The organism is Streptococcus sp. IsoGale022 (assembly GCF_031142805.1).
In the GTDB taxonomy this organism is placed as follows: Bacteria; Bacillota; Bacilli; order Lactobacillales; family Streptococcaceae; genus Streptococcus; species Streptococcus sanguinis_A.
Genome location: NZ_JAKZJI010000008.1, coordinates 1 through 13181, shown reverse-complemented (window position 1 = coordinate 13181; position 13181 = coordinate 1). Strand labels below are relative to the sequence as shown.

The 13181-nt window shown below is 41.0% G+C and carries 25 protein-coding genes; all 25 read left to right on the top strand.

What is annotated here, in order from left to right:
- Positions 1–11 precede the first annotated feature (11 nt).
- The 25 genes from rpsS (at position 12) to RG608_RS05445 (ending at position 13140) form a co-directional block, all read left to right on the top strand.
- Positions 12–293 (top strand): 30S ribosomal protein S19, encoded by a 282-nt coding sequence (gene rpsS, locus RG608_RS05565; RefSeq protein ID WP_000533766.1) that lies wholly within the window; start codon positions 12–14, stop codon positions 291–293.
- 11 nt (positions 294–304) lie between these two features.
- Complete coding sequence (rplV, locus tag RG608_RS05560) at positions 305–649, top strand: 50S ribosomal protein L22 (RefSeq protein ID WP_002894484.1); 345 nt, start codon at positions 305–307, stop codon at positions 647–649.
- Between the two features lie 12 nt (positions 650–661).
- The gene (gene rpsC / locus RG608_RS05555; protein ID WP_002894486.1) at positions 662–1315 is read left to right on the top strand and encodes a 30S ribosomal protein S3; all 654 of its coding nucleotides are present in this window, start codon (positions 662–664) and stop codon (positions 1313–1315) included.
- A 3-nt stretch (positions 1316–1318) separates the two neighbouring features.
- Positions 1319–1732, top strand: coding sequence for a 50S ribosomal protein L16 (gene rplP, locus RG608_RS05550; RefSeq protein ID WP_000960948.1), 414 nt, complete (start codon positions 1319–1321; stop codon positions 1730–1732).
- Between the two features lie 9 nt (positions 1733–1741).
- Complete coding sequence (gene rpmC / locus RG608_RS05545) at positions 1742–1948, top strand: 50S ribosomal protein L29 (protein ID WP_002894488.1); 207 nt, start codon at positions 1742–1744, stop codon at positions 1946–1948.
- A gap of 23 nt (positions 1949–1971) precedes the next feature.
- Positions 1972–2232: a 30S ribosomal protein S17 gene (gene rpsQ / locus RG608_RS05540; RefSeq protein WP_000440801.1), complete on the top strand. Its 261-nt coding sequence runs from the start codon at positions 1972–1974 to the stop codon at positions 2230–2232.
- Between the two features lie 25 nt (positions 2233–2257).
- Complete coding sequence (gene rplN, locus RG608_RS05535) at positions 2258–2626, top strand: 50S ribosomal protein L14 (protein ID WP_002894494.1); 369 nt, start codon at positions 2258–2260, stop codon at positions 2624–2626.
- A gap of 74 nt (positions 2627–2700) precedes the next feature.
- On the top strand, positions 2701–3006 hold the full coding sequence (gene rplX, locus RG608_RS05530; protein WP_002894497.1) for a 50S ribosomal protein L24: 306 nt from the start codon (positions 2701–2703) through the stop codon (positions 3004–3006).
- Positions 3007–3029: 23 nt separating this feature from the next.
- Entirely contained in the window at positions 3030–3572 is a 543-nt protein-coding gene (rplE, locus tag RG608_RS05525) for a 50S ribosomal protein L5 (RefSeq protein WP_002894499.1), read from the top strand.
- A 17-nt stretch (positions 3573–3589) separates the two neighbouring features.
- Positions 3590–3775, top strand: a complete 186-nt coding sequence (locus tag RG608_RS05520) for a type Z 30S ribosomal protein S14 (protein ID WP_001085697.1) — start codon at positions 3590–3592, stop codon at positions 3773–3775.
- A 213-nt stretch (positions 3776–3988) separates the two neighbouring features.
- Positions 3989–4387: a 30S ribosomal protein S8 gene (rpsH, locus tag RG608_RS05515; protein WP_002894501.1), complete on the top strand. Its 399-nt coding sequence runs from the start codon at positions 3989–3991 to the stop codon at positions 4385–4387.
- A gap of 188 nt (positions 4388–4575) precedes the next feature.
- Positions 4576–5112, top strand: coding sequence for a 50S ribosomal protein L6 (gene rplF / locus RG608_RS05510; RefSeq protein ID WP_004189537.1), 537 nt, complete (start codon positions 4576–4578; stop codon positions 5110–5112).
- Between the two features lie 85 nt (positions 5113–5197).
- On the top strand, positions 5198–5554 hold the full coding sequence (gene rplR / locus RG608_RS05505; protein WP_009659213.1) for a 50S ribosomal protein L18: 357 nt from the start codon (positions 5198–5200) through the stop codon (positions 5552–5554).
- Between the two features lie 17 nt (positions 5555–5571).
- Complete coding sequence (gene rpsE, locus RG608_RS05500) at positions 5572–6066, top strand: 30S ribosomal protein S5 (RefSeq protein ID WP_002894506.1); 495 nt, start codon at positions 5572–5574, stop codon at positions 6064–6066.
- 13 nt (positions 6067–6079) lie between these two features.
- Entirely contained in the window at positions 6080–6262 is a 183-nt protein-coding gene (rpmD, locus tag RG608_RS05495) for a 50S ribosomal protein L30 (protein ID WP_002894509.1), read from the top strand.
- 155 nt (positions 6263–6417) lie between these two features.
- Positions 6418–6858, top strand: coding sequence for a 50S ribosomal protein L15 (gene rplO, locus RG608_RS05490; protein ID WP_002901833.1), 441 nt, complete (start codon positions 6418–6420; stop codon positions 6856–6858).
- A 12-nt stretch (positions 6859–6870) separates the two neighbouring features.
- Complete coding sequence (gene secY, locus RG608_RS05485; protein WP_308946686.1) at positions 6871–8178, top strand: preprotein translocase subunit SecY; 1308 nt, start codon at positions 6871–6873, stop codon at positions 8176–8178.
- Positions 8179–8351: 173 nt separating this feature from the next.
- Positions 8352–8990 carry an adenylate kinase gene (locus RG608_RS05480; protein WP_268687898.1) on the top strand — a complete coding sequence of 213 codons (639 nt, stop codon included), beginning with the start codon at positions 8352–8354 and terminating at the stop codon, positions 8988–8990.
- 117 nt (positions 8991–9107) lie between these two features.
- Positions 9108–9326, top strand: coding sequence for a translation initiation factor IF-1 (gene infA, locus RG608_RS05475; RefSeq protein WP_001029883.1), 219 nt, complete (start codon positions 9108–9110; stop codon positions 9324–9326).
- Between the two features lie 22 nt (positions 9327–9348).
- Positions 9349–9465: a 50S ribosomal protein L36 gene (rpmJ, locus tag RG608_RS05470; RefSeq protein WP_001808836.1), complete on the top strand. Its 117-nt coding sequence runs from the start codon at positions 9349–9351 to the stop codon at positions 9463–9465.
- Between the two features lie 17 nt (positions 9466–9482).
- Complete coding sequence (rpsM, locus tag RG608_RS05465; RefSeq protein ID WP_002894516.1) at positions 9483–9848, top strand: 30S ribosomal protein S13; 366 nt, start codon at positions 9483–9485, stop codon at positions 9846–9848.
- A 19-nt stretch (positions 9849–9867) separates the two neighbouring features.
- The gene (rpsK, locus tag RG608_RS05460) at positions 9868–10251 is read left to right on the top strand and encodes a 30S ribosomal protein S11 (protein ID WP_001118385.1); all 384 of its coding nucleotides are present in this window, start codon (positions 9868–9870) and stop codon (positions 10249–10251) included.
- A 45-nt stretch (positions 10252–10296) separates the two neighbouring features.
- The gene (locus RG608_RS05455; protein ID WP_002894519.1) at positions 10297–11235 is read left to right on the top strand and encodes a DNA-directed RNA polymerase subunit alpha; all 939 of its coding nucleotides are present in this window, start codon (positions 10297–10299) and stop codon (positions 11233–11235) included.
- An 11-nt stretch (positions 11236–11246) separates the two neighbouring features.
- Positions 11247–11633 (top strand): 50S ribosomal protein L17, encoded by a 387-nt coding sequence (gene rplQ, locus RG608_RS05450; RefSeq protein WP_308946685.1) that lies wholly within the window; start codon positions 11247–11249, stop codon positions 11631–11633.
- A 247-nt stretch (positions 11634–11880) separates the two neighbouring features.
- Entirely contained in the window at positions 11881–13140 is a 1260-nt protein-coding gene (locus RG608_RS05445; protein WP_268687899.1) for a glutamate-cysteine ligase family protein, read from the top strand.
- Positions 13141–13181: the final 41 nt, after the last annotated feature.

Here is a 13181-nt window from a genome sequence, read left to right as displayed (position 1 = left end):
GAAAATATAAAATGGGACGCAGTCTTAAAAAAGGACCTTTCGTCGATGAGCATTTGATGAAGAAAGTTGAAGCTCAAGCTAACGACGAAAAGAAAAAAGTCATCAAAACTTGGTCACGTCGTTCAACGATCTTCCCAAGTTTCATTGGTTACACAATCGCAGTTTATGACGGACGTAAACACGTGCCTGTTTACATCCAGGAAGACATGGTAGGTCACAAGCTTGGTGAATTTGCACCAACTCGTACTTACAAGGGTCATGCTGCAGACGACAAGAAAACACGTAGAAAATAAGGAGAACATAAATGGCAGAAATTACTTCAGCTAAAGCAATGGCTCGTACAGTGCGTGTTTCACCTCGTAAATCTCGTCTGGTTCTTGACAATATTCGTGGTAAAAACGTCGCTGACGCAATCGCAATCTTGAAATTCACTCCAAACAAAGCTGCTGGCATTATCGAAAAAGTTTTGAACTCTGCAATCGCTAATGCTGAAAACAACTTTGGTTTGGAAAAAGCAAACTTGGTAGTATCTGAAGCTTTCGCAAACGAAGGACCAACTATGAAACGTTTCCGTCCGCGCGCTAAAGGTTCAGCTTCACCAATCAATAAACGCACAAGCCACATCACTGTGGTCGTTGCAGAAAAATAAGGAGGTAACATCGTGGGTCAAAAAGTACATCCAATTGGTATGCGTGTCGGCATCATCCGTGATTGGGATGCCAAATGGTATGCTGAAAAAGAATACGCGGATTACCTTCATGAAGATCTTGCAATCCGTAAATTCGTTCAAAAAGAATTGGCTGACGCAGCGATTTCAACTATTGAAATCGAACGCGCAGTAAACAAAGTAAACGTTTCTCTTCACACTGCTAAGCCAGGTATGGTTATCGGTAAAGGTGGAGCAAACGTTGATGCACTTCGTGCAAAACTCAACAAATTGACTGGAAAACAAGTCCACATCAACATCATCGAAATCAAGCGTCCTGACTTGGATGCGCATCTGGTTGGTGAAGGAATTGCTCGCCAGCTTGAGCAGCGTGTTGCTTTCCGTCGTGCTCAAAAACAAGCTATCCAACGTACAATGCGTGCAGGAGCTAAAGGAATCAAAACTCAAGTATCAGGTCGTTTGAACGGTGCAGATATTGCCCGCAGCGAAGGTTACTCTGAGGGAACTGTTCCGCTTCACACTCTTCGTGCGGATATCGATTACGCTTGGGAAGAAGCTGATACTACTTACGGTAAACTGGGTGTTAAAGTCTGGATCTACCGTGGAGAAGTCCTTCCAGCTCGTAAAAACACTAAAGGAGGTAAATAACCAATGTTAGTACCTAAACGTGTTAAACACCGTCGCGAATTCCGTGGAAAAATGCGCGGTGAAGCTAAAGGCGGAAAAGAAGTAGCATTTGGAGAATACGGTCTTCAAGCAACTACTAGCCACTGGATCACTAACCGCCAAATCGAAGCTGCCCGTATCGCTATGACTCGTTACATGAAACGTGGTGGTAAAGTTTGGATTAAAATCTTCCCACACAAATCATACACTGCAAAAGCTATCGGTGTACGGATGGGATCTGGTAAAGGTGCTCCAGAAGGTTGGGTTGCACCAGTTAAGCGTGGCAAAGTAATGTTTGAAGTTGCTGGCGTTTCAGAAGAAATCGCTCGCGAAGCGCTTCGCCTTGCAAGCCACAAACTTCCAGTTAAATGTAAATTCGTAAAACGTGAAGCAGAATAAGGAGAAGGCATGAAACTTAATGAAGTAAAAGAATTTGTTAAAGAACTTCGTGGTCTTTCTCAAGAAGAACTCGCGAAGCGTGAAAATGAATTGAAGAAAGAATTGTTTGATCTTCGTTTCCAAGCAGCTGCTGGCCAATTGGAGCAGACAGCTCGCCTGAAAGAAGTGAAAAAACAAATCGCTCGTATCAAAACTGTTCAATCAGAAGTTAAATAATAGACTAGGGAAGGAGAATTTCAATGGAACGCAATAATCGTAAAGTTCTTGTCGGACGCGTTGTTTCTGACAAAATGGACAAAACAATCACAGTTGTAGTTGAAACTAAACGTAACCACCCAGTCTATGGTAAACGTATTAACTACTCTAAGAAGTACAAAGCACATGACGAAAACAATGTTGCCAAAGAAGGCGATATCGTTCGTATCATGGAAACTCGTCCGCTTTCAGCTACAAAACGCTTCCGTCTTGTAGAAGTCGTTGAAGAAGCGGTTATCATCTAATCAAACCAGAAAGGAGAAAACTTAAATGATTCAAACAGAAACTCGTTTGAAAGTTGCCGACAACAGCGGCGCTCGCGAAATCTTGACAATCAAAGTTCTTGGTGGCTCAGGACGTAAGTTCGCTAACATCGGTGATGTAATCGTTGCGTCTGTAAAACAAGCTACTCCTGGTGGTGCGGTTAAGAAAGGTGACGTTGTAAAAGCTGTTATCGTTCGTACTAAATCAGGTGCTCGTCGTAAAGATGGTTCATACATCAAATTTGACGAAAACGCTGCAGTCATCATCCGTGAAGACAAAACTCCTCGCGGAACTCGTATCTTCGGCCCAGTTGCTCGCGAATTGCGTGACGGCGGCTTCATGAAGATCGTATCATTGGCTCCAGAAGTACTTTAATCAAAATTAACAAACACAGTCCCCTGGCAAAAGTCAGGGTGCCCTATGGGCGTAAGAATTAAGAGGAGAAATAAATGTTTGTAAAAAAAGGCGACAAAGTTCGCGTAATTGCTGGTAAAGACAAGGGTGTTGAAGCACTTGTTGTTACAGCTCTTCCAAAAGTAAACAAAGTTGTTGTTGAAGGTGTAAACATCGTTAAGAAACACCAAAAGCCAAATAACGAAAACCCTCAAGGTGCTATCGTGGAAAAAGAAGCACCAATCCATGTGTCAAACGTTCAAGTGCTTGACAAGAATGGTGTTGCAGGACGTGTTGGTTACAAGTTTGTAGACGGCAAAAAAGTTCGTTACAATAAAAAATCAGGCGAAGTGCTTGACTAATCACGAAGGAAAGGAGAAGTATAATGGCAAATCGTTTAAAAGAAAAATATCTTAAAGAAGTAGTTCCTGCTTTGACTGAAAAGTTCAACTACTCATCTGTTATGGCTGTGCCAAAAGTGGATAAAATCGTTTTGAACATGGGTGTCGGTGACGCTGTATCAAACGCTAAAAACCTTGAAAAAGCTGCTGAAGAATTGGCTCTTATCTCAGGTCAAAAACCACTTATCACTAAAGCTAAAAAATCAATCGCCGGCTTCCGTCTTCGTGAAGGTGTAGCGATTGGTGCTAAAGTAACCCTTCGTGGCGAACGTATGTATGAATTCTTGGATAAATTGGTTTCAGTTTCTCTTCCACGTGTTCGTGACTTCCACGGTGTTCCAACAAAATCTTTTGATGGACGCGGAAACTACACACTTGGTGTGAAAGAACAATTGATCTTCCCAGAAATCAACTTTGATGACGTTGATAAGACTCGCGGTCTTGACATCGTTATCGTAACAACTGCTAACACTGACGAAGAGTCACGCGAATTGCTTACAGGCCTTGGAATGCCTTTTGCAAAATAATATAGGAGGTAAAACAAATGGCTAAAAAATCAATGATTGCTAAGAACAAACGCCCAGCTAAGTTCTCTACGCAAGCTTATACTCGTTGTGAAAAATGTGGCCGTCCACATTCCGTTTACCGCAAGTTTAAACTTTGCCGTGTTTGCTTCCGTGAATTAGCATACAAAGGACAAATCCCTGGCGTTACCAAAGCATCTTGGTAATATCATGATACAAAGAGCGTAACAACCACAGCAAAAATAGGAAATTTGGTGAAGGAGCGATGCTCCAAAACAAATTTATCTTTTTTGCCCAGGTTGTAGCTCGTGTTCAAATAAGAGTTATCTTATTTGAATGTATCAATACTATCTGAGCCCAGCTCAATCATTAACTAGCAAGTGCAGCTTGCAAACTACTAGTAAGAGGAGAAATATAAAATGGTTATGACTGACCCAATTGCAGACTTTCTGACACGTATCCGTAATGCTAACCAAGCAAACCACGAAGTGCTTGAAGTGCCTGCATCAAACATCAAAAAAGGGATTGCTGAAATCCTGAAGCGTGAAGGTTTTGTAAAAAACGTTGAAATCATCGAAGATGACAAACAAGGCATCATCCGTGTATTCCTTAAATACGGACAAAATGGTGAAAAAGTTATCACTGGTTTGAAACGTATTTCAAAACCAGGTCTGCGTGTTTACAAGAAACGCGAAGATCTTCCAAAAGTTCTGAACGGACTTGGAATTGCTATCCTTTCAACATCTGAAGGCTTGCTGACTGACAAAGAAGCACGCCAAAAGAATGTTGGTGGGGAAGTTATCGCTTACGTTTGGTAATATTTAGCTCCCAATTTATTTGTGACTCTTCGTTATCGTCTCTTGCCTAACCCAAGTTATGCCTGCGAGACGATGCCTAGATTCACTTTGAAATTGAAACCTAAATTTTCCTTTAAATTGAGAAATCGATTTAAACCCCGTGAAAACTGGTCGCTTGCGGCCTGACAATCTAACAGGAGAATATATACATGTCACGTATTGGTAATAAAGTTATCGTGTTGCCTGCTGGTGTTGAACTTAGCAACAAAGACAACGTTGTAACTGTAAAAGGACCTAAAGGAGAACTGACTCGTGAGTTCTCAAAAGATATTGAAATCCGTGTGGAAGGAACTGAAGTTACTCTTCACCGTCCAAACGATTCAAAAGAAATGAAAACAATCCACGGAACTACTCGTGCCCTTTTGAACAACATGGTTGTTGGTGTATCAGAAGGATTCAAGAAAGAACTTGAAATGCGTGGGGTTGGTTACCGTGCTCAACTTCAAGGCAAAAAGCTTGTGCTTTCAGTTGGTAAATCTCATCCAGACGAAGTAGAAGCACCAGAAGGCATCACTTTTGAACTTCCAAACCCAACGACTATCGTTATCAGCGGAATTTCAAAAGAAGTAGTTGGACAAACAGCAGCTTACGTACGTAGTCTGCGTGCTCCAGAGCCATACAAAGGTAAAGGTATCCGCTACGTTGGTGAATTCGTTCGCCGTAAAGAAGGTAAAACTGGTAAATAATCTTGTCTGGCTGATTTTTTCAGCCAAACAAGCTGTTTCCCAAGGTTGTGCATAAGCACAAGATTAAAATTAAGAGGTGAAAATTGTGATTACGAAACCAGATAAAAATAAAATCCGCCAAAAACGTCACCGTCGCGTTCGCGGAAAACTCTCTGGAACTGCTGATCGCCCACGTTTGAACGTATTCCGTTCTAATACAGGCATCTACGCTCAAGTGATTGATGACGTAGCGGGTGTAACGCTCGCAAGCGCTTCAACTCTTGACAAAGAAGTTTCAAAAGGAACTAAAACAGAACAAGCCGTTGTTGTTGGTAAGCTCGTTGCTGAACGTGCAGTTGCTAAAGGTATTTCTGAAGTCGTCTTCGACCGCGGTGGATATCTCTATCACGGACGTGTAAAAGCTTTGGCTGATGCAGCTCGTGAAAACGGATTGAAATTCTAAGAGGAGGACACTAGAAAATGGCATTTAAAGACAACGCAGTTGAACTTGAAGAACGTTTAGTTGCCATCAACCGTGTTACAAAAGTTGTTAAAGGTGGACGTCGTCTTCGTTTTGCAGCTCTTGTAGTTGTTGGTGATCGCAATGGTCGTGTTGGCTTCGGTACTGGTAAAGCTCAAGAAGTACCAGAAGCAATCCGCAAGGCAGTTGAAGATGCGAAGAAGAATTTGATTGAAGTACCAATGGTTGGCACAACAATTCCTCACGAAGTTCTTTCAGAATTTGGCGGAGCTAAAGTATTGCTTAAGCCAGCTGTTGAGGGTTCTGGAGTTGCTGCCGGTGGTGCGGTTCGTGCCGTCATCGAGTTGGCAGGTGTAGCAGATGTTACATCTAAATCTCTTGGCTCTAACACTCCAATCAACATCGTTCGCGCAACTGTTGAAGGTTTGAAACAATTAAAACGCGCTGAAGAAGTTGCTGCCCTTCGTGGTATTTCAGTTTCTGACTTGGCATAAGAAAGGGGATAACATGGCTCAAATTAAAATTACTTTGACTAAGTCTCCAATCGGACGCATCCCGTCACAACGTAAAACTGTTGTAGCACTTGGACTTGGCAAATTGAACAGCTCAGTTATCAAAGAAGATAACCCAGCAGTACGCGGTATGATTACTGCAGTATCACACTTGGTAACTGTTGAAGAAGTTAAATAAGCTTTGCTGGTTTAACAACTTTAAATTTAAAATAAATTAGGGGATGGGATTTTCTCAGCCCCTAAAACTAAATATATGTATAGGCGAGTTTATATAGGAGACACCTTTTCTCCTATATGAGCGCTAGCATTTTACAAAAGAGGAGAAATAATATAATGAAACTTCATGAATTACAACCTGCTGCAGGTTCTCGTAAAGTCCGCAACCGTGTTGGTCGTGGTACATCATCTGGTAACGGTAAAACATCTGGTCGTGGTCAAAAAGGTCAAAAAGCTCGTAGCGGTGGCGGAGTTCGCCTTGGTTTTGAAGGTGGGCAAACTCCATTGTTCCGTCGTCTTCCAAAACGTGGCTTCCTAAACATCAACCGCAAAGAATATGCGATTGTTAACCTTGACCAACTGAACGCCTTTGAAGATGGCGCTGAAGTAACACCAGTTGTTCTCATCGAAGCAGGTATTGTAAAAGCTGAAAAATCAGGTATCAAGATTCTTGGTAACGGAGAATTGACAAAGAAATTGACTGTTAAGGCAGCTAAATTCTCTAAATCAGCTGAAGAAGCTATCACTGCTAAAGGTGGTTCAGTGGAAGTCATCTAAGCGAGGTGACCTATGTTTTTCAAACTATTAAAAGACGCATTTAAAATCAAACAGGTACGGTCTAAGATTTTGTTCACGATTTTTATCATCTTAGTTTTCCGTATCGGTACAACCATAACGGTTCCGGGGATTAATGCCGAAGCCTTAAGCAATTTGAATGATTTGCCATTCTTGAATATGCTGAGCTTGGTCTCTGGTAATGCCATGCGCAACTTCTCTGTCTTTGCACTTGGAGTCAGTCCTTACATCACAGCTTCTATCGTTGTTCAGTTGCTGCAGATGGACTTGCTTCCGAAGTTTGTAGAGTGGGGCAAGCAAGGGGAAGTAGGACGTAGAAAGCTGAATCAAGCGACCCGTTATATTGCCCTGGTTTTAGCCTTTGTGCAGGCAATTGGGATTACCGCTGGTTTTGATACTCTCTCAAGAGCTAATCTGGTTGCCAATCCTAATGTTCAGACCTACGCTTTGATTTGCGTTCTTCTAGCAACAGGTTCTATGATTGTGACCTGGCTAGGAGAACAAATCACAGATAAGGGTTATGGGAATGGTGTTTCCATGATTATCTTTGCTGGTATTGTTTCAGCTATCCCTGATATGATTAAAGGTATTTATGAAGATTACTTTGTCAATATTCCTAGTGATCGTTTGACTTCATCTTTCATTTTTGTAGGAATTCTGATTGTAGCAGTCCTGCTTATCATTTACTTTACAACCTTTGTACAGCAGGCTGAATATAAAATTCCAGTTCAGTATACGAAAGTAGCGAAGGGTGCACCTTCTAGCTCCTATCTGCCACTGAAAGTCAATCCAGCTGGGGTTATTCCAGTAATCTTTGCCAGCTCGATTACAGCTGCACCGGCAGCGATTTTCCAAGTTGTCAGCGCCTTGGGCTATGACGCAGATTGGGTTAAGACAGCTCAGTCACTTTTGGCAACAACGACCATTAGTGGTATGTTCATGTACGCCTTCCTGATTGTCCTCTTTACATTCTTCTATACTTTTGTACAGATTAATCCAGAGAAGACAGCAGAAAATCTGCAAAAGAGCGGAGCCTACATTCCAGGTGTTCGTCCTGGTAAAGGAACAGAAGACTACATGTCTAAGCTGCTGCGTCGTTTGGCAACAGTTGGATCTCTCTTCTTAGGTTTCATTTCTATCCTGCCTATTTTGGCTAAAGATGTATTTGGATTGACAGATGCCGTTGCTCTTGGAGGAACCAGTCTCTTGATCATCATCTCAACCGGTATTGAGGGAATGAAACAGCTAGAAGGCTACCTGCTGAAGAGAAAGTATGTCGGCTTTATGGATACATCAGAGTAAGGGAACTTTTGAATTGCTTTTCTAATGAGAAGTTTGTTCAGATAACCTTTCTTGAACCGAAAATAAACAAAATAAAAGGGGACAGAGTAGACTCACCCCCTTCTATTTTGTTTTTAAACGAGTTTATTAATCGGTTTAATAGATTGCTTTAAAAACAAAAAAGGAGACCAATCATGAATCTTTTGATTATGGGCTTACCAGGTGCTGGTAAAGGAACTCAAGCTGCTAAAATCGTTGAGCATTTCAATGTTGCACATATTTCAACTGGAGATATGTTCCGCGCGGCGATTGCTAACCAAACAGAGATGGGCGTCTTAGCCAAGTCCTATATTGACAAGGGCGAGTTGGTGCCAGACCAAGTGACAAACGGTATTGTCAAAGAGCGTTTGAGTCAAGACGATATTAAGCAAACAGGCTTCCTCTTGGATGGTTACCCACGTACGATTGAGCAAGCACATGCCTTGGACAAAACATTGGCTGAACTAGGTATCGAACTTGAAGGTGTAATCAATATCGAAGTGAACCCAGACTGTCTCTTGGAGCGTTTGAGTGGTCGGATTATCCATCGTCAAACAGGAGAAACCTTCCACAAGGTCTTCAATCCGCCAGCAAACTACAAGGAAGAAGATTATTACCAACGCGAAGATGACAAGCCTGAGACAGTTAAACGTCGTTTGGATGTCAATATCGCTCAGGGTCAGCCAATCATTGATTACTATCGCAGCAAAGGTCTGGTCCATGATATTCAAGGAAATCAAGATATTAATGATGTCTTCTCAGCTATCGAAAAAGTCTTGACAAATATGAAATAAAAGCGTTTTTCATGCTTGCAATATTTGACAAGTAGTGATACAATGAATTAGTCTGACTTATAATTGTTACCTCTGTGCTCAGAGGGATCAAATCGAAATTTATGGAGGTACTTTTGCGTGGCAAAAGACGATGTGATTGAGGTTGAAGGCAAGGTAGTTGATACAATGCCTAATGCAATGTTTACGGTTGAACTTGAAAATGGACATCAGATTTTAGCAACAGTTTCTGGTAAAATTCGTAAAAACTATATTCGTATTTTAGCGGGAGACCGTGTGACTGTAGAAATGAGTCCTTATGATTTGACACGTGGACGGATCACATACCGCTTTAAATAATCGAAAAACTTGGAGGGAAAAAATGAAAGTAAGACCATCGGTCAAACCAATTTGCGAATACTGCAAAGTTATTCGTCGTAATGGTCGTGTTATGGTAATTTGCCCAGCAAATCCAAAACACAAACAACGTCAAGGATAAGATAGAAAGGAGAAAAAATGGCTCGTATTGCTGGAGTTGACATTCCAAATGACAAACGTGTAGTCGTTTCGCTGACTTATGTGTACGGTATCGGACTTCCAACTTCTAAGAAAATCTTGGCAGCTGCTGGAGTTTCAGAAGATATTCGTGTAAAAGATCTTACAATCGAACAAGAAGACGCTATCCGTCGTGAAGTAGATGCGATTAAAGTTGAAGGTGACCTTCGTCGTGAAGTAAACTTGAACATCAAACGTTTGATGGAAATCGGTTCATACCGTGGAATCCGTCACCGTCGTGGACTTCCTGTCCGTGGACAAAACACTAAAAATAACGCCCGCACTCGTAAAGGTAAAGCTGTTGCGATTGCAGGTAAGAAAAAATAATATAAGGAGGTAAAAAGTCTTGGCTAAACCAACACGTAAACGTCGTGTGAAGAAAAATATCGAATCCGGTATTGCTCATATTCACGCTACATTTAATAACACTATTGTTATGATTACTGATGTGCATGGTAACGCGATTGCTTGGTCATCTGCTGGAGCTCTTGGATTTAAAGGTTCTCGTAAATCTACACCATTTGCTGCCCAAATGGCATCTGAAGCAGCTGCTAAATCTGCACAGGAACACGGTCTGAAATCAGTTGAAGTTACTGTAAAAGGTCCAGGTTCTGGTCGTGAGTCTGCTATTCGTGCTCTTGCTGCCGCTGGTCTTGAAGTAACAGCTATTCGTGATGTGACTCCTGTACCACACAATGGTGCTCGTCCTCCAAAACGTCGCCGTGTATAATCACCAACCGTTACACTGCTTTTCGTTTAAGAGGGAGTATAGCAAATGATTGAGTTTGAAAAACCAAATATAACAAAAATTGATGAAAATAAAGATTATGGCAAGTTTGTAGTAGAGCCGCTTGAGCGTGGCTATGGTACAACACTGGGAAATTCTCTTCGCCGTGTGCTTTTAGCTTCACTTCCAGGTGCGGCTGTCACTTCAATTAATATTGAAGGTGTTTTGCACGAGTTTGATACAATTTCCGGTGTCCGTGAAGACGTGATGCAAATCATTTTGAACGTCAAAGGGATTGCTGTAAAATCTTACGTCCAAGACGAAAAGATTATTGAACTGGATGTTGAAGGACCAGCAGAAGTGACTGCCGGAGACATTTTAACAGACAGTGACATTGAAATTATAAACCCTGATCATTATCTCTTTACAATCGGAGAAGGTGCAAGCTTTAAAGCAACAATGACTGTCAACAGCGGTCGTGGTTATGTGCCTGCAGATGAAAATAAGAAAGATGATGCACCAGTGGGAACACTTGCGGTGGATTCTATCTATACGCCAGTGACAAAAGTTAATTACCAGGTTGAGCCAGCTCGTGTTGGTAGCAACGATGGTTTTGACAAACTAACCCTTGAAATTTTAACGAATGGAACAATTATTCCAGAAGATGCTTTGGGACTTTCAGCCCGCATCCTTACGGAACATTTGAATCTCTTCACTAACCTGACAGAAGTAGCTATCGCTGCAGACGTTATGAAGGAAGCAGAAAAGACTTCTGATGACCGCATTTTGGAACGGACCATCGAAGAATTAGATTTGTCAGTTCGCTCATACAACTGTTTGAAACGTGCAGGTATCAATACTGTATTTGATTTGACAGAAAAATCTGAGCCAGAAATGATGAAAGTTCGTAACTTGGGACGCAAGAGTCTGGAAGAAGTAAAAGTTAAACTTGCTGATCTCGGTCTGGGGTTAAAAAACGATAAATAAAGGAGGAATACATGGCTTACCGTAAACTAGGACGCACTAGCTCACAACGTAAAGCAATGCTTCGCGATTTGACTACTGATTTGCTGATCAACGAATCAATCGTGACAACTGAAGCTCGTGCTAAAGAAATCCGTAAAACAGTTGAAAAAATGATTACATTGGGCAAACGTGGAGACTTGCACGCTCGTCGTCAAGCAGCAGTTTTTGTACGCAATGAAATCGCATCAGAAAACTATGATGAAGAAACAGAAAAGTATACTACAACTACTGCTCTTCAAAAATTGTTCTCTGAGATTGCACCACGCTATGCAGAGCGCAACGGTGGATATACTCGTATCCTGAAAACTGAACCGCGCCGCGGAGATGCTGCGCCAATGGCAATCATCGAATTAGTATAAGATCATCAATCTTTGTTGAGTGTTATGATGATGGAATAGAACTTCTATTCTTAGTCTAGCTCTGGTCTACCGCTAGGATTTTTTCCTAGCGGGAACACTCATCATATAGTTGATAATAGGTAGACGCTTGTTTACGAAATTGCTTTTAAGACAAAAACAATTTCGTAAGCAGGCGTTTTTGTATGAAGCTAGGAAAATATCTAAAATTTTGTTATAATACTCTAACACTATCAAAAATTTATAGGAAATGGAAATGATTGATTCAATCCAAATTTTAAAAGAACGCTATTTAAAGAATATTAAAGAAAATCCAACTGTCTACGTTGGCATTGAGTTAGAATTTCCTATTGTCAATAGCCAGTGCGGAGCGACTGATACAAATGTTGCAAAAAATCTCTTGAAACGTCTGTTGGAAGAGTATGATTTTGAGGCAGAACGATTCGATAGAGATGGAAATCCTATCCAACTGAAATCTACTAAAAATGAAGACAGAATTCTTTTTGAGGTTTCTTACAATACTTTGGAATTTGCTTTTGCCAAGGCTAGCAGAATTCAAGAAGTTGAAGAGCGTTTTAAGAACTATCTAGACATTATTCAGCCAATTCTACGTGAAGAACATCATGAAATTCAAGGTGAAGGTATTCATCCTTTCTGGGCTGAAAATGATAATAGTCCAGTTAAGTATCCAAGATATGAAATGTTGATGCAGTATTTAGCTATGGGAAAGAACATGGATGGTCTGCACAATTATCCGGAATATGGAGCTTTTATTTGTGGGAGTCAAGTTCAGTTGGATGTCTCAAGAGAAAATTATTTAACTGTTATCAATGTCTTCAATCAAATTGAAGCTGCTAAAGCCTACCTATTTGCCAATTCAGAGTTTTCAGATTCTTCTTGGGATACAAAAATAGCTCGGGATATTTTCTGGGAGCAATCGATGCATGGCATTTTACAGGAAAATGCGGGTGTGAATTCAAAAGATTTTCAAACTGAAGATGAATTTTTTGCTTATCTTGATAGATCAGCACTTTTTACTGCCGAACGAGAAGGTAAATCCTACTATTTCTATCCGATAGCTGCTAATGAATACATGAGTCAGAAAACTATTGAGGCTTATAGCCTTTCAGGTGAAAAAGCAAACTTGACTCCAAGGGAAGCGGACTTCAAGAATCACAGAAGTTATCAGTATCAAGATTTGACGACACGGGGGACAGTAGAGTTTCGGAGCGTCTGCACCCAGCCTTTTGATAAAACTTTTGCTTCTGCCGCTTTTCATCTTGGTATTTTAGAAAACTTGGAGAATGTAAAAGCCTATTTACAAGATGCTCCTTTCTTTCAACAGGAAGGTCGAGATTACAAAGCTTTAAGAAGAAAATTTTCTAAAAAAGAGTTGACCACAAGCGAAAGAGAGCATATTTATGAATTCACAGAGAGTTTACTTCAGCTGGCGAGAGCTGGTTTAATAGCACGTCAACTAGGTGAGGAAGCTTATCTTCCCTCTCTTTAATAGAGGCTAGCCTCTGATAAATAAAAAATTCTAGAAAAATT

What these genes read in the sequence shown, in the direction of transcription:
- RG608_RS05455 (WP_002894519.1), top strand. Translation starts at nt 10,297, where the DNA reads ATGATTGAGTTTGAAAAACCAAATATAACAAAAATTGATGAAAATAAA.
- rplP (WP_000960948.1), top strand. Translation starts at nt 1,319, where the DNA reads ATGTTAGTACCTAAACGTGTTAAACACCGTCGCGAATTCCGTGGAAAA.
- rplF (WP_004189537.1), top strand. Translation starts at nt 4,576, where the DNA reads ATGTCACGTATTGGTAATAAAGTTATCGTGTTGCCTGCTGGTGTTGAA.
- rplE (WP_002894499.1), top strand. Translation starts at nt 3,030, where the DNA reads ATGGCAAATCGTTTAAAAGAAAAATATCTTAAAGAAGTAGTTCCTGCT.
- RG608_RS05445 (WP_268687899.1), top strand. Translation starts at nt 11,881, where the DNA reads ATGGAAATGATTGATTCAATCCAAATTTTAAAAGAACGCTATTTAAAG.
- rplX (WP_002894497.1), top strand. Translation starts at nt 2,701, where the DNA reads ATGTTTGTAAAAAAAGGCGACAAAGTTCGCGTAATTGCTGGTAAAGAC.
- rplQ (WP_308946685.1), top strand. Translation starts at nt 11,247, where the DNA reads ATGGCTTACCGTAAACTAGGACGCACTAGCTCACAACGTAAAGCAATG.
- rpsQ (WP_000440801.1), top strand. Translation starts at nt 1,972, where the DNA reads ATGGAACGCAATAATCGTAAAGTTCTTGTCGGACGCGTTGTTTCTGAC.
- rpmJ (WP_001808836.1), top strand. Translation starts at nt 9,349, where the DNA reads ATGAAAGTAAGACCATCGGTCAAACCAATTTGCGAATACTGCAAAGTT.
- rpsS (WP_000533766.1), top strand. Translation starts at nt 12, where the DNA reads ATGGGACGCAGTCTTAAAAAAGGACCTTTCGTCGATGAGCATTTGATG.
- rpmD (WP_002894509.1), top strand. Translation starts at nt 6,080, where the DNA reads ATGGCTCAAATTAAAATTACTTTGACTAAGTCTCCAATCGGACGCATC.
- RG608_RS05480 (WP_268687898.1), top strand. Translation starts at nt 8,352, where the DNA reads ATGAATCTTTTGATTATGGGCTTACCAGGTGCTGGTAAAGGAACTCAA.
- rpsH (WP_002894501.1), top strand. Translation starts at nt 3,989, where the DNA reads ATGGTTATGACTGACCCAATTGCAGACTTTCTGACACGTATCCGTAAT.
- rpmC (WP_002894488.1), top strand. Translation starts at nt 1,742, where the DNA reads ATGAAACTTAATGAAGTAAAAGAATTTGTTAAAGAACTTCGTGGTCTT.
- RG608_RS05520 (WP_001085697.1), top strand. Translation starts at nt 3,590, where the DNA reads ATGGCTAAAAAATCAATGATTGCTAAGAACAAACGCCCAGCTAAGTTC.
- secY (WP_308946686.1), top strand. Translation starts at nt 6,871, where the DNA reads ATGTTTTTCAAACTATTAAAAGACGCATTTAAAATCAAACAGGTACGG.
- rplO (WP_002901833.1), top strand. Translation starts at nt 6,418, where the DNA reads ATGAAACTTCATGAATTACAACCTGCTGCAGGTTCTCGTAAAGTCCGC.
- rpsE (WP_002894506.1), top strand. Translation starts at nt 5,572, where the DNA reads ATGGCATTTAAAGACAACGCAGTTGAACTTGAAGAACGTTTAGTTGCC.
- rplV (WP_002894484.1), top strand. Translation starts at nt 305, where the DNA reads ATGGCAGAAATTACTTCAGCTAAAGCAATGGCTCGTACAGTGCGTGTT.
- rpsM (WP_002894516.1), top strand. Translation starts at nt 9,483, where the DNA reads ATGGCTCGTATTGCTGGAGTTGACATTCCAAATGACAAACGTGTAGTC.
- rplN (WP_002894494.1), top strand. Translation starts at nt 2,258, where the DNA reads ATGATTCAAACAGAAACTCGTTTGAAAGTTGCCGACAACAGCGGCGCT.